Genomic DNA, 24,437 nt, shown 5'->3' on the forward strand with positions numbered 1-24,437 from the left:
CCAGTTCACAAACTGGAAAATTGCAGAATCTCGACCCGCTGCAGCGGTGATCAGCCTTGCGTCTCATTGCGCGTTTTTCGCCCGGCCCAATCTCTTCCGCGTCTTGGACGGAGTGGCCGGCTCGGCCGCCTGGGCGCTGGCAAGGGACTGCCGCAAACCATCGACGGCCTCGGTCAGCCCGGCGACCTGGTCCGACAGGCGCTTGTTGTCAGCGTACTGGACGGCGAACTGGCGCTTGAGGGTCTGCAGCTGGTCCTGCACGAGTTGGAGCTGATCGATCGATTCCTGCTGGGTCGCCTCGATGCCCTTTGTCTTCTCTACCAGTTGTTCGGAGACCTGCGCCGTTCTCGCCTGCAGCTTGCGCGCGGCGGCCTGCCGGTCGAGCTCGGGCGAGGTCCCGGTATAGCCCCGCCACGCCGCAATGCCGGCAACGCCGATCACAAGCGTGAGGAGAACGGCGGCGGCCAATGCAATCGGCTGAGCGCCGAGTCGCGTGAAGCGGTCAAGTCTTGGATAGTCTGAAGGGATATCGATCATCGGCTGCAATGTCCCAAACGAACCAGAGACGCTGAACGCAACAGAGCGAGCCCTCTCGGCTCGCCAGAGCCCGTCCGCGCCCTCGCCGGCGCAGACGGATCACCCCCGAAGAGGAAAGGTTTCGGCAACGAATCCGACAAAAACGAGGCTGGTATCCCAAAAGGTGTGGGCAGGTTCCATGGCCGGAACCCTCCATTCGGAAGGGGGCAGTCCAAAGCGGGCGTCTTGCGACCTCAGTGCGGCCGGTTCCCCTTCGGCGAAATCAGCCGCTTCTGGCCCGGCGCGAGGGCTCGCTCGATCGCACGCTCCGCGGCCCTGACCGCATCGAGCTTGCTGCTGCTCTGCCCGACCTTCGCGCCATCCTCCGGCACGGCAATCTCCCATTTCCAGCTTCGCGGCTGGACGCCCTGGATCACGCTGTACTCGATCCCGCGGTACTTTGGCATCAGCTGTTGCTCTCATGCCCCAGCAGTTTGTGGGTCAGGCGATTGATGAAGTGGATTTTGCCACAGGAAGGACATTTGATGGATGCGAACGCATCGCGCGTAGGCTCGGGTTGGTCCTCGATCCATTGCTGGACGTCAATTCCCGTGTCGGGACAGCGGAAAATGATGTTCGTCATCAGGGAAAGATGACGCCGCCATGACGAGACACCATGACCTAGATCAGACATCCGGATTCAAACGGATGCACTGGCGGAGCGGCGGATGCCGCTGATCTGCGCGCCACGAAAGCGAGCGTTCTGCGCGGACGTCACCGACGTGCAATGGCGATCAAAACGCGTTTCATCGCGCCAAGTCGCCGATCCCGAGCTCCTTGATTGCGAGCTTGGCGATCTCGGCCGGATCGCCACCGCTCTTGCCGATCTCGATGATCTTCCGCGCGATGATCTCGGTGACGGGGTCGTTGCGATCGACCAGATGCAGCGCGTGCAGCGCGTCCTGATAGGCGCGGTACAGACGCTCGCCATCCTTTTGCCCGACGCCGGATCTTTCCAACAATCGCCGGATCGCCATGGTGTCCCCCTTTGCGCGACCGGAGAGTTCAGCCTACGCGCATTGGCGCGATATGGCTACAAGAATAGGAATAGGCTGCGTGCTGGAGCGTCGCTCACCGGTCGGGGCAGGCTCTCGCGCCTGTTGCAAGGACGCGTCTACTCTCCGGACGCAGATCGCCGAGGCGAGCTGTCGACGGCGGGCCCCGCGGTTCACCTCTGAGCCGATCACTCAAATCTCCGCCGGTCTGTTCTGCGCTTCGCTTCCCCGTGCATGGACTGCGCTTAGTTGCAGGCTTCTGCGTTTCATTCGCGCGAATGGGCGATGAATGTCATGCTACCGCGCGGGCCGATTGCGAATGCGTAATTCTCCGGCGGCGGGACCGGAAAGTGTCTTCATTCCAAATTTCGAGTTCGTCTTCGCTGATGGTGTCGCGCCGATTGGAACCCGTGCTAACGCTCTGAGCGAAATCGCCGAAAGCGATGGATCAGAGCTTTAGAGGAGTGGGCATGGCCGGATGGTTCAAGGACAACGCGCAATCGATCGGGCGGACGCCGCTGGTTCGCTTCAATCGCGTCGTCGGTAATGCCAACGCGACAGTTTTGGCCAAGATCGAGGGCCGCAATCCGGCCTATTCCGTCAAGTGCCGGATAGGGGCGGCGATGGTTCGGGATGCGCAGAAGCGCAACCTGCTCGGTCCGGGCAAGGAGCTGATCGAGCCGACCAGCGGTAACACCGGCATCGCGCTCGCGTTTGTCGCCGCGGCGGGCGGCATCCCTTTGACGCTGACCATGCCCGAGACCATGAGCGTCGAACGTCGCAAACTGCTGACGGCCTTCGGCGCAAAACTGATCCTGACCGAGGGAGCGCGCGGCATGCCGGGAGCCGTCGCCAAGGCCGAGGAACTCGCGGCGGCGAACCCCGATCGCTATGTGCTGCTCCAGCAGTTCAAGAATCCCGCCAATCCGGCCATTCACGAGGAGACGACCGGTCCGGAGATCTGGAACGACACCGACGGCGCGGTCGATATCTTCGTCTCGGGCGTCGGTACCGGTGGGACCATCACCGGCGTATCGCGCTATCTCAAGCGCACCCGCGGCAAGAACATCCTCTCAGTCGCCGTCGAGCCGTCGGCAAGTCCGATCCTGAGCCAGAAGCGGGCCAATGAGCCGCTCAAGCCCGGACCTCACAAGATTCAGGGCATCGGTGCCGGGTTCGTTCCGGAGGTGCTCGATCTGTCGCTGGTGGATGTCATCGAGCAGGTCTCCAACGAGGAGGCGGTCGAGTTCGCGCGGCGGCTGGCGCGCGAGGAGGGGATTCTGTCGGGAATTTCCGCGGGTGCCGCGACCGCCGTTGCGGCGCGTCTGGCACAGCGTGCGGAGAACGCCGGCAAGACTATCGTCGTCGTGCTGCCGGATTCCGGCGAGCGCTACCTGTCGACGGTGCTGTTCGAGGGTGTGTTTGACGCCCAGGGCCTGGCCGCCTGATGGCGGGCCAACTTGGCATCTCGCCTCAACATCTGGGGGATGGGCCGGATTTGCTGGCGGCCCGACCTCGTCGCGAATGACCCGTTTCGGACCTGTCGCTCTTTCTTGTTGCGGTGCACAGCGTGCCGCCCACCTTGGTTTGATCTAGATCAAATTAGGCACCCCTCCGGTAGGTAGCATTCCACTCCCGCGATTGGAGGGAGAAGGAAATGCTGACGCGCCTTCTGCAGATTCTCCTTTTAGCGCCAATTGCTCTGTTTGCTTGCCGCCCGGCTTCGGGAGATGAATCCGCTTCGTCTCCAAGAATCCAGGAGGAGATGTGGGCACTGCCATTTCCCTTGCCGGTGCTTGCCTATGCGGTCCGGCCTCTCGGCGATGGACCATTTCCTCTGGTCGTCATGAACCATGGAATTTCGCTCAACGCCAACGAGCGGAGCCTGTTTCCGACAGTGGAGTATCGGGACGCCGCATTTTGGTTCGCGCGCCGCGGTTATTTCGTAATCTCGCCAGTTCGATATGGGGCGACCAGTCTCGATGTTCACGACCGTGGGCTTTACGGGGCTGTCTTCGCGCATGTCGGCAGTTGCGACAACCCGAACTTCCGCGGCCCGGGGCTCGCCATCGCCACTCTCAACGAGTGGGTCATCGAGTACATGCAGAAGAAAAAACAGATCGCCCCCGGCAAAGTAATTGTCGTGGGTCAGTCGGGCGGCGGCTGGGGATCGATTGCGCTTGCCAGTCGGAACCCGCCATCGGTTCGTGCGATCATCACATTTGCTGCGGGGCGTGGCGGCCGAGTCGCTGGCAAGCCAAACAACAACTGTGCTCCTGACAAGCTCGTTGCTGTGACCGGCGAATTCGGTCGCACGGCGCGCGTACCAATGCTTTGGATATATGCGGAGAACGACAGCTATTTTGGACCGGAGCTAACCAAACGCATGCATGGCGCCTTTACCGCTGCGGGAGGCGACGCAGAATACCATTTGCTCCCAAGCTTCGGGGACGACGGCCACTTTCTGATCGATTCGGCAGATGGGGTGCCGTTATGGGCACCGCTGGTAAGCCAGTTTCTTGAGAAGCATTGAATGGGAGGGCAGCATGAGCACACGAATTCTCCGCAGTGCATACCTGCCGGTTCGCCTTGGGATATCGTGCATGATCTGCATGCTCCTTCCGACAACGCCTATGGCGCAAGAGCGGCAACTCCCCACCAACTCAGCTCAAAATGAGGGCCCTCAATTCCGACCGCCCCGCGTGCAATTGCCCCAAAACATTCAATATTCCGCATGGCGCAAACTTTGTTTCGAGGGGTCCGACGGGGTTACGTTATGTCGGACAACGTCGACCGGCAAGGAGGATACCGGTCAGGTAGTGATACGTGTCGACCTGATCGAACGCGCTGATGGTGTCGAACGCACTGGTCGTGCCGCCCGTTTGCAACTTTTCGTTCCACAAGGGCTGAATCTGGCGATGGGCGTCAAGGCGACCGTCGATCAGGGTGCGCCCACCAGAATTCCGTACAGTTTTTGTCTCACCAACATCTGCATCGCCGCAGACCCCGCGAGCCCAAGGCTGATCGACGAGATGGAAACCGGGCAGACACTCAAAATCGAACAAGCAGATTTCAACTCTTCGACCGTAGCAATGAACGTTCCTCTCAACCAGTTCGCCGCGGCTCACCAAGGCCCGCCAGCGGAGACTTACGACTTTGGCCTTGACGACGACTGATAGCGCTATGTGTTGACTGATCTCTTTTTCGAGTGAGGGGACAAACGTCGTAACGGGTGCGCACCTTGACGCTGTTGCGCCTCGTTGCAGGCTCATTGTGCAAACGTTAGGCGAGCCTGCATGCTCACGCCGAACGACTTTCGCTCCTGTGCGTTTGAGACATTCCAACCGGCGAATCTGACTGCCCGTTGCGGTGCAAAGCGCGTTTTCGGAATGGAGTACGACATGAACAAGTCACTCAGCCCAATGGCTTCATCCATCCACCACGACGTGGACCTTGTTCTAAAGGCCGTTACGACCGTTATCCCCTCAAGGCGCTGGTGCTGAGCGGACTTTGAGACCTGTTTGAACGCTGCTGGTAACGGCGGAGCCGACTCAGATTGCCTGCGTCCGAAATTGCATAGCTAAGACAGAGACGAACTTCCTAACTCGGCCAGCCGGGGCCGTAGAGTCGGCTCAAATGGCTTCGCTTTGGCGGAAAATCATGCCGAAACCGGTCTTGCTGAGAGGGCTGATCGTGGTCGCTTCGCTGGTGCTGGCGGCAGCGCATCCTGCCGCGGCGCTCGAAGCCGTATCGATGCAGCTCAAATGGAAGCATCAATTTCAGTTCGCGGGCTACTACCAGGCACTTGAGCAGGGCTTCTACCGCGAAGCTGGTCTCGACGTTACCATCCGAGAAGGCGGCCCCGACATCGATGTCTCCGAGGCGGTTGCCGGCGGAAAGGCGGATTTCGGAGTCTGCAGCGCCAGCGTTCTGCGTGACTGGGCAGCGGGCCGCCGGCTGGTCGTGCTGGCCGCCATGTTCCAGCATTCCGCGGCCGTCATCCTGGTCGCGCGTCGGGCAGACATCAGTAGCGTGGCGGATCTGCGCGGCCGTACGCTCATGGACACTCCGGGAAGCGACGAGATCGCCGCGATGCTCAAGCGCGAAGGCATCGACTATCAGTCCATGCTGCGCGTCCCGCACGAGGGAAATCCACGCGACCTCCTGGCCGGCCGGGCCGACGCGATGATCGCCTACAGCACCAACGAGCCGTTCGTTCTTGAACAGCTGGGCGCGGCCTACCGCACCTTCGCGCCTGCAGCATCCGGCATCGATTTCTACGGCGATAATTTGTGCGCCCCCGAAGCGGAAGTGAAAGCCCATCCGGACAGGGTCGCATCATTCAGGGCGGCGAGCGTGAAAGGCTGGGCCTATGCCCTCGCGCATAAAGAGGCCACAGTCGATCTGATCCTGCGGAAGTACTCGGAAGAAAAGAGCCGAGACGCCCTGCTGTTTGAGGCGGAGCAGACGGCGACGTTGGTTGGGAGGGACGCCGAACGGATCGGCGAACAGGATCCCGCGCGCTGGCAACGCATCGCCGCCGTCTATCGGCAACTTGGGCTGCTGACCGACGATACGATACCCGCGGCGCTGATCTGGGATGGAACTGACGGCAGCCTGCGGCGCTGGCTAATTCCTCTCGTGCTCGTCCTGGTCGGACTGGCGCTTGCGGCGCTGGTCGCGTTTCGAAACCGCCGCGCCTTGCGGGTCACAACAGCGCGGCTGAGCGCGCTTAGCCCGTTTGTCAGGATGAGGCGGCCGAGACTGAGCCTTATCATGTCGCTGCTGTTCATCGGCCTCAGCATTCCTATCCTCATTTTCATCCTGATCTATAATTACAACAGGAATTCGGCCGGCATTGTATCGATCCTGAACGAAGCGGTCGCACAGACCAGCCAGGCCGGCGTTGAACGCACCCAGGATCTGATCGACAACACCGAAAGCCCGCTGCGCTTTCTAGCCGAAGTGGCCGCCACCGATCCCGGCTATTTCCGTACCGAACAAAGCCGCGATCTGTTGTATCGCGCCCTGACCTCGGCCGCGCATATCGACGCCGTCTACGTCAGTTTCGAGGATGGTTATCATCGGGTGGTCACCCGTATCGACGACGACCGCCGGCGCGCCGATCCCCGGATCCCCGCGACCGCTAACTGGCACTCCAGCTACATCGATGCAATCACGTATGCCCTGCGGCGGGTGCGCCATCGAACATTCTTCGACATATGGCCCCATGAAGTCGGCAAGTATGATGTCGCAACCGAGACCGACATTCGCACCTTGCCCGGCTATCAGTCCGCCAAGACCACGCGCACCCTTGCCGTGACTGAACCTTCAATCAATCCCGATACCGGCTCTCCTATTATTTCGGTGCGCATTCCGATCTTCCGCGGCGCTGAGTTCCTTGGTTGCGCATCGGCCAACATCACCGTGGACGTCCTGTCGCGCTTTCTCGACAAGAATCGGGCGAGCGCAGGGAGCACCACGTTCGTCGCGGACCGCAACAACGGCAAGATCATTGCCTTTCCGGACAAGCAGAAGGGCGTCCGTATCGATAACGGAGCGCTCAAGATCGCGACCCTGGCTGACATCGACGTTCCCGTGGTGCGCGAGGCACATCAGCAACACGTTGGCACCGGCGCCGACAGATTTGTGTTCCGATCGCCGACGAATGGAGAGGACTTTGCGGCGGCGTTCGCCAGTTTTCCGGGCGGCTTCGGCCAGCCCTGGCAGGTGGTCACGTTGACGCCGATCGACGATTTCGTGGGGACGTTGAAGAAAACCAATCGATTGATAATGGTCGTGATCATTGTTCTCACCATGATGGAGTTGTTCTTCATCTATTTCGCCTCGAGCCGGCTATCGCGGCCGGTCGAAAACGTGTCCCTGCAATTGCAGGCCATCGAAAGCCTCAATTTTGATGCGCCCGCGCGTCCACCATCGCGTATCGAGGAGATCGCGAAGCTGGAATCGGCGGCTTCGCTGCTGCGAACATCGCTGAAATCCTTTTCCTCATTCGTCCCGCTCGATGTGGTCCGCCAACTGATCAAGTCGGGCGTCCCACTGACACCCGGGGTCGAGCCGCGGTTCCTCACCGTATTCTTTTCCGATCTGGAGAATTTTTCCAGCCACGCCGAAACGCTGGCGCCTGGCGACCTTCTAATCCAGATCTCGACCTATCTGGAGGAAGTCTCGTCTGCGATCTCGGAGGAAGGCGGCACCGTCGACAAGTTCATCGGGGACGGCGTCATGGCGTTCTGGAATGCCCCGGTGCAACGCCCTGACCACGTTCTACGCGCCTGCACCGCCGCATTGCGGGCCGCGCGCCGCATGGAACGCGTCAACGATGTCTGGCAGGCGGAAGGACGGCCACGAATCCGCCTGAGGATCGGGCTCAATTGCGCCACCGTCCTGGTCGGCAATGTCGGTTCTTCGACGCGGCTGAGCTACACGGCATTGGGGGACGGCGTGAACGTTGCTGCCCGCCTGGAAGGCATCAACAAGCTGTTTGGCACTACGATCTGCATCAGCGACAGCATTTATGACCAGGCAAAGGCGGACATACTCGCGCGGCCGCTGAAGCAGGTTCAGGTGAAGGGCCGCAAGACCAAGTTCATGATCTATGAATTGCTCGCCCTTCGTACGAGCGATGATCCGGAGGTAAAGGTTCGCGATCGGGATGAGCAACTGAGCGCGATGACCTGGCAAGCCTCGCAAAAGTTCGAGGCCGGAGATTTGCCGGCCGCAGAGCGTGCCTACCGTGACATCCTGAAGGAGTTCCCGGAAGATTCTCTTGCCAGGTTCATGATCGCAGAATGTACAGGAAAACAACGGTCCGATCTTGCCAATGTGCCGCCTGCGTGAGGAGGAGCGAAAAACGAGGCCGTGTGAATGCGGACCACCATTGTGCGGAGAAAGAAACGAGTGGCAATCAGTGAACCGACTTGCCATCGGGACTTAGGATGCGGCCCTAACGCCAGGCGCCGGTGATCCAGCCGATCTCCGGCGTTTGAGGCCTTTCCAAAAGGGTGCGGCCAGCCCTTGGGGGAGGGCTGGCCGCGCGCGAACCGGTCTGGGACGGGGAGGGGTGGGGATGTGACCGGCTCGCGTAACTCTTCCTCTCAAATTCTCTGTCGTCGCTGCGCCTATTGATCCTTGGCTTGATCCTTGGCGCTCGCGGTGGCCACCGCCGGGCGGTTGTCGCCGAGCGAGACCCATATAGTCGGATCGGCCTGCGACTGACGCTTGACGAAGCGGTAGCCGGTCTCCGTCCAGGACAGGACGTTCTCGTTCTGATTGTCGAGAACGAACTCGCCCTTGTCTGTCTTCACCGTCAGCACGGCGTGACCTTCGCCTTTCTTGTCGCGCACCACCGTGATCAGCAGTGCTTCGCGCGGCCAGCCGGCGTTGACCAGCATCTTGCGCTTCAACAGCACGTAATCCTCGCAATCGCCGTAGCCGTCGGTCGGCAGCGACCATTTCTCGATCACGCCCCAATGATCCATGTCGGTCATCGGCTTGATGGTTTCGTTGACCCAGCGATTGACCTTGAGCAGGTCGCGCCACGCCGTCTGCGACATCACGATGTCGCGCGGTTGCGACGCGCCGCCGCGGCAGTCGGTGGGATTTTCGGCGCAGAATTCGACCCAGCCGATCGGCGCCCGAGCGGTGTCGCCGAGGCTCGCATAGAGCACCCGTCCTTCACCTGCCTGTGCCGATGCAGTGATCCCAAGGAGGATGACGGCAATCGCCCATCTTTTCCCCTGTCCCCTGACCTCGAACATTGTGGCCCCCGCTTCTTGTTGGGACCACGTTTCGCACAAAGCTTTTGCGCCGCGCCTAAGTCAGCCAAGTACTATTGAGGCGAATGCAAGTAAAATGAGCGGCGGATTCGATCTATACTTGAGATAAATTCGAATAGAATTTTAGAAGAGCCAGATTGATTCAAATTTTATGGATTAACCTGGGAAGTGCCTGCAAACAGGCGCTTTGGCGGCGGCGAGCGGCGGCGCGTTAACCGCATTCCGGGCGCGTCCAAGGCACGTCGCGACGCCCTCCGGCGCAGCGGAAGCCTGCGATTGCAGCCTGGAGGCGGGCAGTTGCGAGGCCAGCGCCTTTACCGCGCGGTAACGCTCTCTTCGAGAGTCTCGGCCGGCTGTTCGTGAATGAACTCGATGGCAAAGCCGTCTTCGAGGTTTCGCACCACGCGCGCCTGCACCCGGCCGAGCGTGACCAGCGAATTGAGCGCCGGCTTCTGCTCTGCGGAGATCGCCGCGCCGGACAGGGAAACGTCGATAATCCGGCAGGTCATCTTGGTGCCGTTGTCGAGCGTGAGCACCGCGATCGGGTTGCGCGGCACGATACGGTCGTGGCGGCGATCCTCCGGCAGGTTGAGGATATCGCGGTTGGCGAGCCAGGTGAGCTGGGCGGCGAGCTTGTCGCGCTTGCGCGGGGTTGCCCCCAGGGTCATCGCAAAACCGTTGTCGATGATCCGGGTGATCCGTCCCTCGACCCGGCCGATATGGTCGAGATAGGCGACCACGCGGTCGCCGACACTGCCGATGCCGGGCGCGAGCAGTGCAAGCCCCCCGGGCGACATGTTGATTACCTGGCAGGGGAATTCGCGACGGTCCGGCAGCATATAACGACCCAGCAGGTGTACTTTCACCCGCTGGAAACGTCGTCGCTCCTCCGTGGCCGGAAGAACGGATTTCTTGCTCGCCAACGCCATCTCGCTACCCGACCCCCCGCTGACGGAGTCGAGCGACCCTACGGCCCACAAGGTTAACGCGCAGTTAGCGCCCGCCACTTCGGAAGTTGAGGTTGATTGTGTCCGCAACCTTGGCCCCAGTTACATTGTCGCAGGGTTGACATAGGCTTCGCGTCAGCCCGCGCATCGATCAACAGAAGAAACAGGCAGCGAGGAAAGCATCATGGACCGAATCCGCGTATGTACCCATGCGGGGCCGGGCGCGCAGCCGGTCATTCGCACCGTGCCGTGGCCGAAGGTCGGGAGGAAGGCGGCGCTGATCAAGATCGGTGCCTGCGGGGTGTGCGGCACCGACTTGCACATCCTCAAAGGCCACTGGCCGAAACCGCTGCCCTGGCCGTTCACGCTGGGACATGAGCTTGGCGGCGTCATCGTCGAATGCGGCGGAGAGTTCACCGAGGATTTCATGAGCAAGCCGCTTGGAGTGGGATCGAAGGTGATGATCCCGCCGCTGATGCCCTGCGGCCGCTGCTACTATTGCATTCATTATCCCGAGCACGCCAACAAGTGTCTGACTCCGGTTTATTACGGCCGCTATCTCGGCTTCGACAAAGCGCCGCATCTGTGGGGTGGCTGGGCCGAATATGTCTATGTCGACCTCGATATGCTGCCGGGCACCAAGATCTATAAGTTGCCCGACGACATGGCGCTGCGGCTCGGCGCGCTGTCGGAGCCCTTGACTTCCTGTATCCGCGCCTTCAACCGCGCGACGCGCGCGGGCGGTTTTGCCTGGGGCGACACCGTCGTCATCCAGGGCTCTGGCCCGATCGGCATCCTCGCGGTTGCCGCCGCGCAGGAGATGGGGGCGGGGCGGGTGATCTGCGTCGGCGCGCCCGAAGAGCCGCGGCTCAAACTGGCGCGCGAGTTCGGCGCCGAGGCAACAGTGAACATCGATGAGGTAAAGACACCCGAGGCGCGCATCGCGGCCGTGCGCGACATCGTCGGCGGCTTCGGTGCCGACCTCGTGATGGACTGCTCGGGCCATCCGAGCGCCGGCCCCGAAGGCATCGAGATGCTGCGCGACGGAGGCACCTATGTCGAGATGGGCCAGTTCACCGACGCCGGGACGATCGAGACCTCCTGGCATCGTATCTGCACCAAGGACCTCACCGTGCTCGGCTCCTGGGGCTTTACCGGCAACGACCTGCCGCTCGGCGTCGACATGCTTTACCGTGCCCGCGATGAGTATCCCTGGCTCAAGATGCAGACGATCTATCCGTTCACGGAACAAGGCGTCGCGAGCGCGGTGGCGGACGCCATGGCCATGAAGACGGTGAAGTCGACCATCGTGCCTTGGCCGGAATTGGTGGGGTGAGCACGATACGGAAGACAGGGAGTGCCGAAAGAAGCTCGTGCGCTCGGCTAGCGCTTCGCTCCAGAGTCATCGTCCCCACACAGTTTCTTCGGTCCAGCCAAGAGCGGCGAACTCGGCGGCCCTGAGCGGAGCTTCCGCGGCTGCGAAGAATTCGTCGAGTTGGGGCGGGGCGACCGTCGTTCCGGACAGCATCGCGTGGGCCTGTCCGCGGTGGTGAATCTGGTGCTGGAACAGATGCATCAGGAGGCGGTCGCGCCGTTCGGTCTGCACCAGCGTATCGCGGTTGACCCGCACGGTGTCGTTGAGCAGATCGGGCGTCAGCGCATCGCACACAGCGATCAGGCGCCTGTCGACCGCGGCTTGAGCAGGTTTCAGTTCCTTAACGGATCGACACGGCACCTCGTTCTCCCAGGCTTTCGGACCGAGCCATCCGCCTTCGAGCGCGTCGACGTAGAACAGGTCGATGACGTAGATGTGGTTCAACGTTAGCTGCAGGCTCGGGAAGAAGCCGGTCCGCTCGGCTTCAAAATCCGCCTGGCACAGGCTTTCGCATGCCGTGAGCAGTCGATGGTTGGCCCAGGCATTGTTGCAGGCGAAAGCACGGTAAGTCTGAACGAGACCGGCAGGCATCTTTGCTCCTCGCATCGAAGGTGCTGTTGACAACGCCCCATCCGCGCAAGAAGCCGACGCAGTCGTGTTTCCCTGGAGTGGACAAACAGGGCGGCTCCGGCTTGAGCGGCAAACCGGAGCCGCAGTCTTCTTCCTTGCTGACGGACTTGGGGCCGCAGCAAGTGACAAAATCTGTTCCGGGGCCGGTGGTTCCGTCTTTATCAAATGTGAATGACTCGGCCGAAAAAGGCCGGGGCGTGTCGCTTGGAAAACGGCCCTCGGATGGCCGAGGGGCGAACAAAGCTCCCTTGCGCGGCGGGTCCAAGGACCGACGACAGAAAGAATCATTGCTGACGGTCGGACGGGGAGTCAAACCGTCGGAAATTGTCGCGTTCGATTCACCTGCGTAAGTGCGCGCCGCGGCACTATGGAGGTAAGGTTTGAGGGTAAGGTTGTGAAATGACTGACGCACATCACCGATTGCTCGATTCCTATCCCGCCGAATTCCTGGATCGCCTTGTGCGCGGGAACGATGCCACCGCGGAGCTGTTGGCCCGTTCCCTTGAGGCGATCGAGCATTCGATCAGGCTCTTGCGTGAACCGCCGCCCTTGATCATGTTGGATGCTGCTCCTGCTCGAGCAGTCAATGTCGGCGCCCCGCAGGCGAAGGACAGCCTCACATAGATGCGCGAACCGTGTCTTGGCTAGCCGGGCTCGCGTCATTTCATCCTCGCAGCATCCTTCAGCGCGCGTCCGGTGCGCGCACCTTCACTCGACTGATCCAGAAGGGGCGTCAGGCCAGCGGCCGGATATTCTGGTTCATGCGGAAGAAGTTCTTCGGATCGTACTTGGCCTTGATCTGCTGAAGCCGCCGGTAATTTGGCCCGTATGCAGCAGCAACCGGTTCGCCCGTCTCGTCGTCGTCCAGGTAGTTGACATAACGACCAGGGGCGAAGAAGGGCCGCATCCTGTCGTACGTTTCGCGAGCCCAGGCGATGCATGCGCTGGTGTCTGCCGGCTGCATCCACTGCGCGAGCACGAGGAAGTTGTACCCTTCTCTCCGGTGCGGGAAGGCCGCCTCGCCAACGTCGATCCGGGCGACCGCGCCGTGAAAATGCTCGAGAAGCAGCTGGCCCATTGGCGTCGGGCACCGCGCGAAGCAGCTAATCATCGTGTCGATGGCAGCGTCGCTCAGCTCGGTGAGGAAGTTGGACTTCCAGTAGTTGAGGGCGCCTTTCGGGTAGTTGGCATCTAGCATGCTGTTGAGCTGGCAGTAGGGCATCGGCCCGACTGCATCCAGGGCGGGACCCCCGAACTGTTTCAGCGGCCGCATGGCCTTTTCGGCATCGGCCAGGGGACCGCAATGACAGGTGACCAGCGCGGCCACCTCCCTGCCGGACCCGTCGGGCGCATGTGTCAGGGATGCGAACAGCATGTGCTCGTCAGGTAGCGATCGCGTGCTGTCCCGGTAGAACTCAAGCACGTCACGGGAGCGTTCGATCGGGTGGACGATTGGGCCGCCCATAACGGTCGGCCCAACCGGGTGGAGCTCGTACTCGAGGCTGGTGGCGACCCCGAAGTTTCCGCCGCCGCCGCGAAGGGCCCAGAAAAGCTCCGGATCCTGGTGCTTGCTCGCCCGCAAGACCTTGCCGCCAGCGGTGACGAGCTCGACCGCCCGCAGATTGTCGAGCGCCAGGCCGTATTTGCCCATCAGCCAGCCGACTCCACCACCAAGTGTGAGCCCTGCAATGCCCGTACTGGAAACCACGCCCCCGGTGACCCCGAGGCCGTGCAGTTGCGTCTCGCGATTGAGCTCGCCCCAGGTGACGCCGCCCTGCGCCCACACTGTTCTGCTCTCCGGATCGACGCGGATGCCCTTCATCGGCGAGAGATCGACCATCACTCCGCCATTGATCGTCGCGCGTCCCGCCACGTTGTGACCGCCGCCACGAACTGCAACCTCGAGGCCGAGCCTGCGGGTGAGATCGAGGGCATCCACCACGTCGGCCACGCCGCGGCATCTGGCGATCAGTGCGGGGCGCTTGTCGACCAGCCCGTTGTGGACCTTCCTCGCGTCTTCGTAGCCCACGTCCGCGGGTTTCAGGAGTTGGCCTCGGAAGGTGGCGGCAAGCTCGGCCGCAGCGTTTGTCACGGATGGGATCGACAACATGGCGTTGCTCTCCTCGAATTCGGACCCCGTATCATCATCGAATCCGGCCCCGGAGCAAACGCGAAGAATTCAGCCAAAGGTGAACTGATTTCATCTAAACTGCCGGCATGCACAAGCTGCCGCCCCTGGTAGAGCTCCGCGCGTTCGACGCCGCCGCCCGCCATATGAGCTTCAAGAAGGCGGCGCTTGAGCTGGGCGTGACCCCCACTGCGATCAGCCACCAGATCCGATTGCTCGAGCGCTATTGCGGCCGCGCCCTGTTCCGCCGCAGACCGCGGCCCTTGACGCTGACCGATGCCGGAGCGCGGCTGTTCCCCGCCATTCGCGGCGGGCTCGAAGTGTTTGCCACCGCCATCGCGGCCGTCAAGCGGGATGGCGACCAACAGCCTCTTCGCGTCACGACGACGAATGCATTTGCCAGCCGATGGCTCGTGCCCCGCCTGCCCGCGTGGCGGAAGCTGCATCCCAACCTGCCGCTGGAAGTGATCGGCACGGACAGCGTGCTCGATCTGCAGGCCGGGGACTGTGATGTCGCCATTCGCTATGCGACCAGCCGGGCAGCGCCGCCGGACGGCATCACCGAAGGCCTCTTGAGCGATACATTCTGGCCCGTCTGCAATCCGCGTTTGCTTTCAACGGGACGCCTGAAGAGACCAGCCGATCTCGCAAAGCACGTTCTGATCCACTCCTATTGGTCGCCGGCCGACCGTGAGCCGCCCACATGGCAGAAATGGCTCGCCGCGGCTCAGCGCAGGTGGCGCGACGTGCCCGAATTCAAGGACATGCAGCACTTGAGCTTCCGGGAGGAACTGCATGCCATCGAGGCGGTGATCGGCGGGCAGGGAGTCGGGATTTTCAGTGACGTGCTGGTGGCACACGAACTCGCCGCTGGTACGCTTGTGAAAGCGTTCAAGCTCAGCTTGCCGGGCTATCGGTTCTATGTGATCCGCAGGCCCGATCATCCCCGCGAGAGGGCCATCCGAGCCTTCTCGGAATGGTTGAGGTCCGCTGCTTAGGATCGCTGTCGGCGGCGAATTCGCGAGATGAGTTCCCACATGAGCCTGCAGTTGGGCCGCCGGAATTGACGTGCAGGTCTCACCGCTTGAGGCCGGACGTCGAAGAGAGGCAAGCGATGATCGGCGTTTGCGACGATGTTACTCTATCAGCAACAGCCCGCGCTTCGTGTCGCCGTCAAGCGTATTTACGGCGGTGAACAGACGCGCCCGCTCGACCAGCCATGGCCGATAGTCCGGATTGACGTCGAGGACGAACACCAGATCCTCGGCTTCGAGATAGCCGCCGATCGGCGAATGATGTCCGACGCCAGCGCCAAATATTTGCTCGCGACTGAAATTCACGATGTAGCGTCGGCCCGGATCGTTGGAGCGACGCAGATGCTCCCGAAACTGGTGTTCACTGAGATCGCGCAGGACCGTAACTTTCCGGCTCGTATTGGTTCTGGCGACCTCCGCCAACTCATCAAGTGTGAGGCCCAGGATGCATACGCCTGTCCAGCACCGACCCGTGCCAGCCAACACCTTGTCCTCCGTGCTTGCCGCCTCCCCGAGGGACCGATACGCATTGGCAACGGCGGCGGGCCCGCAACGCGACCCATTCGACTGCCAGCTGACTTGCCTTTGGAATGCGGCTGCCACTGGCAGGCGCCACGCGCGCTCCATAAGCTCCGGTGTGCGTGTCACTGAAGACGCGATGGCTTGTGGCGGCACGTGGGACTGGCGGACCACCAGAGCCCCGGCGCCAAGCAGGCCCGCAGCGACAACAACAACGATACTAACGTACTGTAGGCGCTTCATGCGCCTGAACCTTGCGGCAGTTTCACGACAACGAGCCAAACGCAGGCTGCAAAGGTTACATCGTCTTGTGACACATTGCGAAGAAATTCATGCCGAACGTCGGTTCAGCCGAACTTACTGAGGGCCGATGTTGTGAAGGGTTTCGCCTGCTGCGCGGCAGCGTGGCCGGCGAGATTGAGCCGGCGCGTGGTCATCGGCTTGGCCGGATCGCCGCCCGGGAACAGCCAGCCCCGAGGCCGCGCCGCTTTCGACCAGGCGCGCAGCAGATTGAGCAAATGCGGCGAGGGCATTACGTAGCGATCCTTTGCGGCTGCCCTGTTCCACGCGGATGATCATCCGCTTGCTGCCGAGCGGTTTAGTCGAATGACCCTTTCGGACCTGGCCGACGGTTAAGGACCTATACGAGACCTTACGACCACGTTCCTGAACTGTGCTAGTTTTCGCCAACGCGATTACGTCTCCAAGCGCGGGGCGAACTCGACAGCGAGTTGATTGAAGATCATCGCGGGTTCGACGTTGATGTGGCCGCCGTCAACACGCGCGCCGCAGAAAGGCATCGTCTGACTGCCCTGTTATCGGGGGATTGCGGAGAAGGATACCTGGTCTGGCTCAATTTGGAGGAGACGTGCGGCGTCTCGTGACACCTTCAATCGTCATTGCTCTGGTTGGCACGTTCGCGGGCTTCACGTACCGCTATTTCGCGGATGATCCGGCCGAATCTACGCTCGGAAACTATCTCCGAAGCGGCGTTCATGGAATGCTGACAGCCCTGTCAGGCTGGGCTGTTCATCTTTACTTCACTTCTCGCGGTAGCGGATGGATCAGAAGATCGCCACTGTGGCTTGAGCTCGCCATTCGGTCCATGAGCATGGCGCTCGTCATCGCAACGGTGGTTCTCGCTCTGCAAGTCGCACTCTATTACAACCGCCTGGAAGCAGGATGGCTCGTTGCCAAATTCCCGCGGATATTCGGCATCGCATTTGCCATGTCCATTGCAACAGGTGCGATATTCGAGCTGACGCAGCTCGTTGGCGGCCGGGTGTTGCTCAACGTCGTGCTCGGGCGATATCGAAGGCCGAAGCGAGAGCAACGGGTGCTGATGTTTCTCGATCTATCCGGTTCGACGTCTCTGGCCGAGACGATGGGCGAGCTTCGGATGCACGACCTGCTGACCAGCTTCTTCTTCGATATCGACGAGCCGATCCTTGCCTATGGCGGGGAAGTTCATGCCTATGTAGGAGATGAGGTGATCGTAAGCTGGCCCCTCTCCGGGTGGACGTCGCCCGCGCGTTGCATCGACTGCTTTCTCGCCATCCAGGACAAGATCGCCGGGAAAGCCAACGGGTATCGGCGTGAATTTGGCGTCGTGCCACATTTCCGCGCTGCCATGCATGCGGGCCCGATCGTGATCAGCGAATGCGGAGATTCGCGCCGGCAAATAGCGTTCTTTGGCGACAGCATGAACGTCACGGCGCGCATTCAAGAACATTGCAAGGAAGCCGGTCGGACATTGCTGGTTTCTGCCGATCTCCTGAGGCAGATCCCAGCCGGGAGTGGCGTTTGCGTTGAGGCCCTTGGGCTAACCCGATTGCGTGGGCGCGCGGCTTCGGTAGAAATCTTCGCCGTCGAACGCCAAAGCCTGCAAGCAGTCGACGAAGCCAGGCCGTCTGCCGACGGACAATAACCGCGTCCGGGGTTAACCGGAAATCATTGGCGCTGGGCAAAGCGGCGCTTTTTAACCCACAGGTTGGCATAAGTCGCCCGACTACCAGGAAACAGCAAACGGAAGTCCAGTTGTTCTGGACGGAATGTAGCGAACAATCCGCGTGGCAGGCTTGGCGGCCTTACTTGCGCTTCTGTGAAGGGTTGGCCGAGCTGCACGGCTTTTTCCGAGTTCCTCGTATCCGGGCAGACCGTTAGGATTTATACTATCAGGGGACGTTCGAGTAAGATCGACGAAGTGGATCACGCCGCTTTGGAGTGATGTGCAATGGTTCCGAAAACCCAATACGCCAAGAGCGGTGATGTTCGCATCGCCTATCAGGTGGTTGGTGAAGGGCCCTTCGACCTCGTGTTCGTTCCTGGTTTCATTTCGAATCTCGACGTCGCTTGGGAGGAGCCCTACCGTGCGCGGGTATGGGCACGCCTGGCCGGCTTCTGCCGGCTGATCATGTTCGACAAGCGAGGTACTGGGCTATCCGACAGAGCGGCAGGTGTGCCAACTCTGGAGGACCGCATGGACGACGTTCGCGCCGTCATGGATGCGGTCGGCTCACAACAGGCTGCGCTGTTCGGCATCTCTGAAGGTGGCGCGATGTCGATCTTGTTCGCTGCCACGTATCCGGAGCGTACGCGAGCCTTGGTCCTATATGGCACCTATGGACACTTCCGCTCTTGGGTCTTGCCGCCTGACAAGATCGAAGCGGCCCTCGATCGCATGGAAAAGGCGTGGGGGACTGGCGAGAGCCTGGGCTTGTTCGCCCCAAGTGTGGCTTCAGATGAGACGTTCAAGCAGTCCTGGGCACGTTTCGAACGGCTTGGTGCGAGTCCTTCGGCAGTCGTCGCACTTATGCGAATGAACAGCCAGATTGATGTTCGTCCGATCCTTTCGTCGATCCGGGTACCGACGCTCATCATTCATCGAGAAGGGGACACCCGGGTCAACGTTGAAGCCGGCCGCTTCATGGCCAAGCAAATCCCGAACGCCAAGTACGTCGAACTTCCAGGCAGCGATCACCTGTTGTGGACGGGCGATACCGAGCGGGTATTGAACGAAGTCGAGGAATTCCTTACGGGATCGCGGTCGGCGGTCGAAGCTGATCGCGTGCTCGCCACAGTTCTGTTTACCGACATTGTGAACTCAACGAAGCGCGCCGAGACAATCGGAGATCGCGCATGGCATGATCTGCTTGATCGCCACAATGCGATCGTGCGGCGGGAACTTCTCCGACATCGGGGTCATGAGGTGAGGACTCTGGGAGATGGCTTCTTGGCAACTTTCGATGGGCCGGCTCGATCGATCCGGTGCGCCCTTGCGATAAATGAAGGCATCGAAGCTCTTGGGCTGCAGGTGAGGGCCGGCCTTCACACGGGCGAGGTCGAAATGGCCGATCACGATCTGAGTGGTATCGCGGTCCATATTGCATCCCGTGTCGCGACGCTGGCACAGCCCGGGCAGGTTCTGGTGTCGAATACAGTCCGCGATCTCGTCGCAGGATCAAACATTCATTTTCGCGACGAAGGTCGTCATGCCCTGAAAGGGCTTAAAGAGGGCGTAAGAGTGTTCGCAGTCGAGCGCTAGTGGCGCAGAGCGAGTTTCAACAAACAGCGTTCCTCGAAACAAGCATCGCATAACAGCGGATCCGCGCGTCCTCTTCCGGCGCAAAGCCGAACAAGCAAAGTGCTCCACACAATTGCCCGACAGGCAAATCGGTACAAAACCTGTCAATCCTCAGCGACAAAGATAATTCGCTTTATCCGAAACGTAGATCGTGCTTATACTCCGCCCGTTCCATTCCGTCGGAGGGGCGGGTCGCGATCGTCACGAGCGTGGGGTGGAATGCGGTGGACGCGGCAGCGTCGGCGCGCAAGGTGGTCGCAGGGCGGGTTTCCCGTGAGCGATCAGGCGGCGCGCGGACGAACGGCGCTGGAAGTTCGTCTCGCCAACATTTCGGGGCCTCGCGTGCACGCGACCTCGAACCCTGTGGCGATGAGCGGGCGCTGCGTACGGCCAAGTCGTGTGGTCCTGGCTGCCGTTGCTGCAGTCAAGTCCGGCGGAGGTTCTGGTTGCCCCAACCGGGTGCGCGGAGCCGCCAATCCGCCGGATGACGGTGACAAAAAGGAATTCGTCGCCGGGGAGATCACGAAGTAAGCCGTCAAACCACTGCGCAGGGAAGGCCGGGTTGTCTCGGCTACACCTGTATGCTCGTGTGCTGCTTTGCGCAATTGCACACGAGACCGCGGGTGCTAGCCGGCACCCGGTCTTCCCTGCGCCCTCTGCGTTGAAGCTGCGTTGAAGAGGGCGAGGAGATTACCCACAACTCGGACGCATTGCGCCGCGGGAATACGAAAGCGCGTCTGGTGTTTGAGAATTGGATCGAACGCAGTCACAGGCGTCATTGCGAGCCAACGGGTCCGCGCGAAGCGCGGCCCGATAACAGGCTCAGCGAAGCAATCCAGACCTGCCACTGCGACGACAGTCTGGTTTGCTTCGTCGCTTACGCTCCTCGCAATGACGGCGTTGAGCATTGCGGGGCGAGAATGCGAAGTCGTGTCTGGTGTTGAAGTCGCGTCTGGTGTGTGGGAGTCGAATGGGCTTGTCGTCGGACTCGTCGTTGCGAGCGAAGCGAAGCAATCCAGGCTGCCACCGCATCGACAGTCTGGATTGCTTCGTCGCTTACGCTCCTCGCAATGACGGTGCTGGGCATTGAGCCGCGAGAATGCAAGATCACGTCTGGTGTTTGAGAGTCGAATGGGGTTGTCGTCGGACGCGTCACTGCGAGCGACTTGTCCGCCGAAGCTCAACGAGCCAAGGCGTTATCCAGAGTGCTTCGGCTGTGATGGTCTGGAATTGCTTCGCTACGCCGGTGCCAACCCGGAATGATGCGTTGGCGCAGCATCATCGGCCGCAAACCGGACTACCTCAGCCCCTCGTAAACCATGAAGCCGCGCGCGATCTGCAGCTTGCGGATGGCCCGCGGCACGAGCCTTTCGGGCCGGTGCAGGTAGCGCCACGAAGTGAGCCTGAAGGCGGCGAGCTGGCCTTGCTCGCTGTCGAAAGGAGCGAGCAGGCCGGTGATGCTTTGCGGGCTGTGTGCGCGCGCGTTGAAGGGAAGCAGCAGCAATTCCAGCTGTGCCGGGGAATTGTCCGGCCGCTTCGCCGTTATGCCGGCGACGGCGCCGAGCGTCTCCTCGGCGACGACGGTCGCGATCTCGTCGATCTCGGACCGGCTTTCCTCCGAGAAGAGGGCCCTGAAGCTCTTGTCCTTGAGGTCGCAGCCGGTCAGCGCGCAGACGCGCGTGCCGGCGACGCGGAACGTGAAGCCGCCCGCGGCCTCGTAGGCGAGAACGAAAATGTCGCCGAGCAGCTCGCGCACGGCGCCTGGGTCGAAGTCAGAGCGGTCGGGCGCGCGCGCAGTGCCGCGCTTCTTGTCCCAATATGCGAAGAATTCGCGGGTCGAAGGATGCTTCATGACTAGAACTTGCCCCGCGGCACACGTGGCGGGACAAGACTGTCCTGCTTCTGCGCACCGCAATCCCTGTGGAGTTGTGCAGGAGAGGCTTTGCAGCGTCCATGCCGCAGGCGCCGTTTGGCCCGATCCGCGGCGTCTTTGCGTCGTTAACGTTAAATTAACGATGTCCTTGGCGCGGGACGCGCGGCTGGTAAGGTTCCGACCGTTGCAGTTTGCCGGTTCCTTCCAGTCTCCGGCGGCTCACGAACACGGGCGTCAAACAGTCTGGTCGGCGCGCGGGGAGGGGTGGGGATGTTCCCGTCCCTTGGGGCGCGGAAAGATCGGCAAGCATGAAAGGGAGAGCTTCCCAGAGCTCTCCCTTTTCCCTTTTAGGCGTAAGCGGCCGGATCACATTGCGACTGGTCTGCATTTGTGCACTTGCACAGCGCGGGAAAAGACGCCTATCTGGAATCCACGCTCAACCGGGCCGAAGGCCATCGATCCCTTGGATGCTCCGCCACAATCTCCGCCGCATGGGCCGGCCGAATTGCTCCCGGATCCGCCGCGCGAGCCGGTCCTCACCTTGCCGCCGGCGCTGACGGCTTACGTAGCCCTCATCGCGGTCATTCACCTTCGGGTGCTGCTGCCGCCGGAACTGGAGAACTGGACCATCGATGTCTTCGGTTTCATCCCCAAGCGCTACGACAGCACGCTGCTGAACATCAGCTTCCCCGGCGGGACGGGCGCCAAGGTCTGGACCTTCTTCACCTATTCGCTCCTGCACGCCAATCTCGCCCATATCGGCTTCAACGTGCTCTGGCTGTTGCCTTTCGGCAGCGCGCTGGCGCGGCGTTTCGGCGCGTCGAGGTTCTTCCTGTTCATGGCGGTGACCGCGGCGGCCGGCGCGCTCGCCCATTTCCTCACTCACGAGCACGCGGTGGCGCCGATGATCGGCGCGTCGGCGTCGGTGGCCGGCACCATGGCGGCGGCGATCCGCTTTGCCTTCGTGCACGGCAGCTTCCTGTCGTTCAGCCGCAGCGATGCCGAATCGGCAGCCAAGGTACCGGCGCTGCCTCTTTCGCGCGCGCTGCGCGACGGCCGGGTGGTCGGTTTCCTCGCCGTTTGGTTCGCGGTCAACATTATCTTCGGACTTGGGTCGATTTCGATCGGTACCGAAGGTGCCACGGTAGCGTGGCAGGCGCATATCGGCGGCTTCTTCGCCGGCCTGTTGTTGTTTTCGCTGTTCGACCCGGTGCCGCGCCGAGCAATCGTTGCTGCGGATGCGTCATCTCAGGACATGTCGCACCGCGTCTAACCGTCGACTTGCGAGAGAAGGCGATTTCATTCATCATCTTCGTAAATGTCGTGAAGCCGTAAACCGCAAGAGGCGGAGCTTCGAGAGCGCCTGAACGGTCATCGGCGCCGGAACTGTTGATTGAAGACTCGCGAACAAGCCGGGCCCACGCAGCCCGGGCGGATTCAGGGAGGCTACAATGACGGTGCGTTCAATCCTCGACACCAAAGGTCATCACGTCGTGAGCGTGGAACCCGAGGCACAGCTCTCCGCCGTGATCAAGCTGCTGTGCGAACGCAAGATCGGGGCGGTGCTGGTGATGAACCAGACCCGCGTCGACGGCATCCTGTCGGAGCGCGACATCGTGCGCGTGCTTGGTGAGCGGGGCGCGTCGGTGCTGGAGGAGCCGGTCAGCAACGCCATGACGCGCAAGGTCGTGAACTGCCGCGAGAATGATACGGTCGCCGAGATCATGGAAATGATGACGACGGGCAAGTTCCGCCATGTGCCGGTGGTCGAGAACGGCAAGGTGGTCGGGCTGATCTCGATCGGCGATGTGGTCAAGTCGCGCGTTGAGGAGTACGAGCGCGAGCAGGAAGCCCTGCGCGACTACATCAAGACCGCCTGACGGGTCAGGTCTCCGTTGCCTTGTCCGGCGCCACGCCGGTTGGCGGGGGCGCCAGCACGTGAATGACTTCCTGGATCGAATCGATGGCGCGTTCGGCAGCGCGGGCGCCGAACGCGATCAGATCGTCGGCGCGATGGAAGTCGAACCAGCCGATCTCGCCGACGCGCGGGGTGATCAGAAGGTCCGGCGGGTCGCCCGCAAGGCGCGCCCGCGTGATACGGTCCTGCATGATGTTGAAGGCGTCGACCATCACTGAGGAGATGCCCGGCCGTCCGGGGCCACCGAAAAACTCGCGCTTCATGGTGCGCTCGGGAGAGAAGAACCTGCCGAAGCGGCGTTTGCTCGGCGCCGTCTCGACGAGCGGGGCCCCCGGTTCGGCCGCCGAGCCATGCGAATAGATGGTCGTGCTGTGGGCGAAGATATCGCTGGAAACATTGGCGGCGATGACGATTTCCGCCCCGAGCGCCCGCGCCGCGGAGACCGGCACCGGGTTCACCATTGCGCCGTCGACCAGCCAGCGGTCGCCGACCATGACAGGCGAGAAGATGCCGGGCAGGGCGTAGGAGGCCCGGATGGCGTCGACCATGCGGCCGCGCGTCAGCCAGATTTCGTGGCCGGTGCGCACCTCGGTGGCAACAGCGGCGAATTTCAGCGGCAGGTCCTCGATCTGCGCCGGACCGATCGAGGTTTCCAGGCGCGTCGCGAGCTTCTCGCCACCGATCAGGCCCGAACCGTTGAGGCGGATGTCGAGATAGCCGAGGATGTTGCGCACCTGCAGGCTGCGCGCCCACTCCTCCAGCGTATCGAGATGTCCGGCGGCATAGGCGCCGCCGACCACGGCACCAATCGAGGTGCCGACCACGACGTTGGGAACAATGCCGTGTGCGATCAGGGTCTTGAGAATGCCGATATGGGCGAAGCCGCGCGCCGCGCCGCCGCCGAGCGCCAGCCCGATGACCGGCCGTCTGATGCTGCCGAGGCCGACCTTCTCACCGTTGGGGCTGCTCTGACCCCAACCTTTCCACATATCCAGCACCGAGGATCTCCCACGATCATCCCGCGCTCGGCCGGCCAGCCATTTAACCGACCGGACCAGAA

The 24,437-nt window shown here is 61.8% G+C and carries 22 protein-coding genes; 11 read left to right on the forward strand and 11 right to left on the reverse strand.

The genetic code is table 11. From position 1 onward, the window contains the following. Nucleotides 1-63: 63 nt before the first annotated feature. A complete protein-coding gene (locus HY852_RS21965) occupies nucleotides 64-537 on the reverse strand; it encodes a hypothetical protein (protein ID WP_291606990.1) in 474 nt (157 codons plus the stop codon). 233 nt (nucleotides 538-770) lie between these two features. Further along, nucleotides 771-983 (reverse strand): hypothetical protein, encoded by a 213-nt coding sequence (locus tag HY852_RS21970; protein WP_291606991.1) that lies wholly within the window; start codon nucleotides 981-983, stop codon nucleotides 771-773. A 14-nt stretch (nucleotides 984-997) separates the two neighbouring features. Between HY852_RS21970 and HY852_RS21975 the strand changes: the two genes are divergently transcribed. Continuing rightward, nucleotides 998-1,183 carry a hypothetical protein gene (locus HY852_RS21975; RefSeq protein ID WP_291606992.1) on the forward strand — a complete coding sequence of 62 codons (186 nt, stop codon included), beginning with the start codon at nucleotides 998-1,000 and terminating at the stop codon, nucleotides 1,181-1,183. A gap of 139 nt (nucleotides 1,184-1,322) precedes the next feature. On the opposite strand, the gene HY852_RS21980 is transcribed toward HY852_RS21975, so the two are convergent. Next, nucleotides 1,323-1,553, reverse strand: coding sequence for a hypothetical protein (locus HY852_RS21980; RefSeq protein WP_291606993.1), 231 nt, complete (start codon nucleotides 1,551-1,553; stop codon nucleotides 1,323-1,325). Nucleotides 1,554-2,041: 488 nt separating this feature from the next. On the opposite strand from HY852_RS21980, the gene cysK reads away from it, so the two are divergent. The 4 genes from cysK (at nucleotide 2,042) to HY852_RS22000 (ending at nucleotide 8,432) form a co-directional block, all read left to right on the forward strand. Further along, the gene (cysK, locus tag HY852_RS21985; protein ID WP_291606994.1) at nucleotides 2,042-3,019 is read left to right on the forward strand and encodes a cysteine synthase A; all 978 of its coding nucleotides are present in this window, start codon (nucleotides 2,042-2,044) and stop codon (nucleotides 3,017-3,019) included. A 209-nt stretch (nucleotides 3,020-3,228) separates the two neighbouring features. Further along, nucleotides 3,229-4,104, forward strand: coding sequence for a dienelactone hydrolase family protein (locus HY852_RS21990; protein ID WP_291606995.1), 876 nt, complete (start codon nucleotides 3,229-3,231; stop codon nucleotides 4,102-4,104). 70 nt (nucleotides 4,105-4,174) lie between these two features. Next, nucleotides 4,175-4,747, forward strand: coding sequence for an invasion associated locus B family protein (locus tag HY852_RS21995; RefSeq protein WP_291606996.1), 573 nt, complete (start codon nucleotides 4,175-4,177; stop codon nucleotides 4,745-4,747). Nucleotides 4,748-5,231: 484 nt separating this feature from the next. After that, nucleotides 5,232-8,432, forward strand: coding sequence for an ABC transporter substrate-binding protein (locus HY852_RS22000; protein ID WP_291606997.1), 3,201 nt, complete (start codon nucleotides 5,232-5,234; stop codon nucleotides 8,430-8,432). Between the two features lie 281 nt (nucleotides 8,433-8,713). Here the strand turns inward: HY852_RS22000 and HY852_RS22005 are convergent, their stop codons facing one another. Further along, complete coding sequence (locus HY852_RS22005; protein WP_291606998.1) at nucleotides 8,714-9,352, reverse strand: transglutaminase-like cysteine peptidase; 639 nt, start codon at nucleotides 9,350-9,352, stop codon at nucleotides 8,714-8,716. 332 nt (nucleotides 9,353-9,684) lie between these two features. Beyond that, on the reverse strand, nucleotides 9,685-10,299 hold the full coding sequence (locus HY852_RS22010; protein ID WP_291606999.1) for a PilZ domain-containing protein: 615 nt from the start codon (nucleotides 10,297-10,299) through the stop codon (nucleotides 9,685-9,687). A 202-nt stretch (nucleotides 10,300-10,501) separates the two neighbouring features. On the opposite strand from HY852_RS22010, the gene HY852_RS22015 reads away from it, so the two are divergent. Then, nucleotides 10,502-11,653 carry a zinc-binding dehydrogenase gene (locus tag HY852_RS22015; protein ID WP_291607000.1) on the forward strand — a complete coding sequence of 384 codons (1,152 nt, stop codon included), beginning with the start codon at nucleotides 10,502-10,504 and terminating at the stop codon, nucleotides 11,651-11,653. Between the two features lie 66 nt (nucleotides 11,654-11,719). Here HY852_RS22015 and HY852_RS22020 read toward each other — a convergent pair whose 3' ends face one another. Together HY852_RS22020 and HY852_RS22025 are read right to left on the reverse strand one after the other, a co-directional pair. Then, nucleotides 11,720-12,283 (reverse strand): DinB family protein, encoded by a 564-nt coding sequence (locus tag HY852_RS22020; RefSeq protein WP_291607001.1) that lies wholly within the window; start codon nucleotides 12,281-12,283, stop codon nucleotides 11,720-11,722. A gap of 772 nt (nucleotides 12,284-13,055) precedes the next feature. Further along, nucleotides 13,056-14,432 (reverse strand): FAD-binding oxidoreductase, encoded by a 1,377-nt coding sequence (locus HY852_RS22025; protein WP_291607002.1) that lies wholly within the window; start codon nucleotides 14,430-14,432, stop codon nucleotides 13,056-13,058. A gap of 107 nt (nucleotides 14,433-14,539) precedes the next feature. Here HY852_RS22025 and HY852_RS22030 point away from each other — a divergent pair, with 107 nt between their 5' ends. Further along, nucleotides 14,540-15,448 (forward strand): LysR substrate-binding domain-containing protein, encoded by a 909-nt coding sequence (locus HY852_RS22030; protein ID WP_291607003.1) that lies wholly within the window; start codon nucleotides 14,540-14,542, stop codon nucleotides 15,446-15,448. Between the two features lie 138 nt (nucleotides 15,449-15,586). Here HY852_RS22030 and HY852_RS22035 read toward each other — a convergent pair whose 3' ends face one another. Further along, nucleotides 15,587-16,246, reverse strand: a complete 660-nt coding sequence (locus tag HY852_RS22035) for a phytochelatin synthase family protein (RefSeq protein WP_291607004.1) — start codon at nucleotides 16,244-16,246, stop codon at nucleotides 15,587-15,589. Nucleotides 16,247-16,350: 104 nt separating this feature from the next. After that, nucleotides 16,351-16,536 carry a hypothetical protein gene (locus HY852_RS22040; protein ID WP_291607005.1) on the reverse strand — a complete coding sequence of 62 codons (186 nt, stop codon included), beginning with the start codon at nucleotides 16,534-16,536 and terminating at the stop codon, nucleotides 16,351-16,353. Nucleotides 16,537-16,883: 347 nt separating this feature from the next. Between HY852_RS22040 and HY852_RS22045 the strand changes: the two genes are divergently transcribed. Then, nucleotides 16,884-17,930 (forward strand): adenylate/guanylate cyclase domain-containing protein, encoded by a 1,047-nt coding sequence (locus HY852_RS22045; protein ID WP_291607006.1) that lies wholly within the window; start codon nucleotides 16,884-16,886, stop codon nucleotides 17,928-17,930. Nucleotides 17,931-18,236: 306 nt separating this feature from the next. Beyond that, complete coding sequence (locus tag HY852_RS22050) at nucleotides 18,237-19,547, forward strand: adenylate/guanylate cyclase domain-containing protein (protein ID WP_291607007.1); 1,311 nt, start codon at nucleotides 18,237-18,239, stop codon at nucleotides 19,545-19,547. 1,336 nt (nucleotides 19,548-20,883) lie between these two features. Here the strand turns inward: HY852_RS22050 and HY852_RS22055 are convergent. Then, complete coding sequence (locus tag HY852_RS22055; protein WP_291607008.1) at nucleotides 20,884-21,438, reverse strand: PAS domain-containing protein; 555 nt, start codon at nucleotides 21,436-21,438, stop codon at nucleotides 20,884-20,886. A 484-nt stretch (nucleotides 21,439-21,922) separates the two neighbouring features. Here HY852_RS22055 and HY852_RS22060 point away from each other — a divergent pair, with 484 nt between their 5' ends. Beyond that, nucleotides 21,923-22,732 carry a rhomboid family intramembrane serine protease gene (locus HY852_RS22060; protein WP_291607009.1) on the forward strand — a complete coding sequence of 270 codons (810 nt, stop codon included), beginning with the start codon at nucleotides 21,923-21,925 and terminating at the stop codon, nucleotides 22,730-22,732. Between the two features lie 178 nt (nucleotides 22,733-22,910). Continuing rightward, nucleotides 22,911-23,339 carry a CBS domain-containing protein gene (locus HY852_RS22065; protein WP_291607010.1) on the forward strand — a complete coding sequence of 143 codons (429 nt, stop codon included), beginning with the start codon at nucleotides 22,911-22,913 and terminating at the stop codon, nucleotides 23,337-23,339. Between the two features lie 4 nt (nucleotides 23,340-23,343). Here the strand turns inward: HY852_RS22065 and HY852_RS22070 are convergent, their stop codons facing one another. Next, nucleotides 23,344-24,366 (reverse strand): patatin-like phospholipase family protein, encoded by a 1,023-nt coding sequence (locus HY852_RS22070; protein WP_291607021.1) that lies wholly within the window; start codon nucleotides 24,364-24,366, stop codon nucleotides 23,344-23,346. Nucleotides 24,367-24,437: the final 71 nt, after the last annotated feature.

The sequence above is a fragment of the Bradyrhizobium sp. genome, from assembly GCF_016213215.1.
Lineage (GTDB): Bacteria > Pseudomonadota > Alphaproteobacteria > Rhizobiales > Xanthobacteraceae > Bradyrhizobium.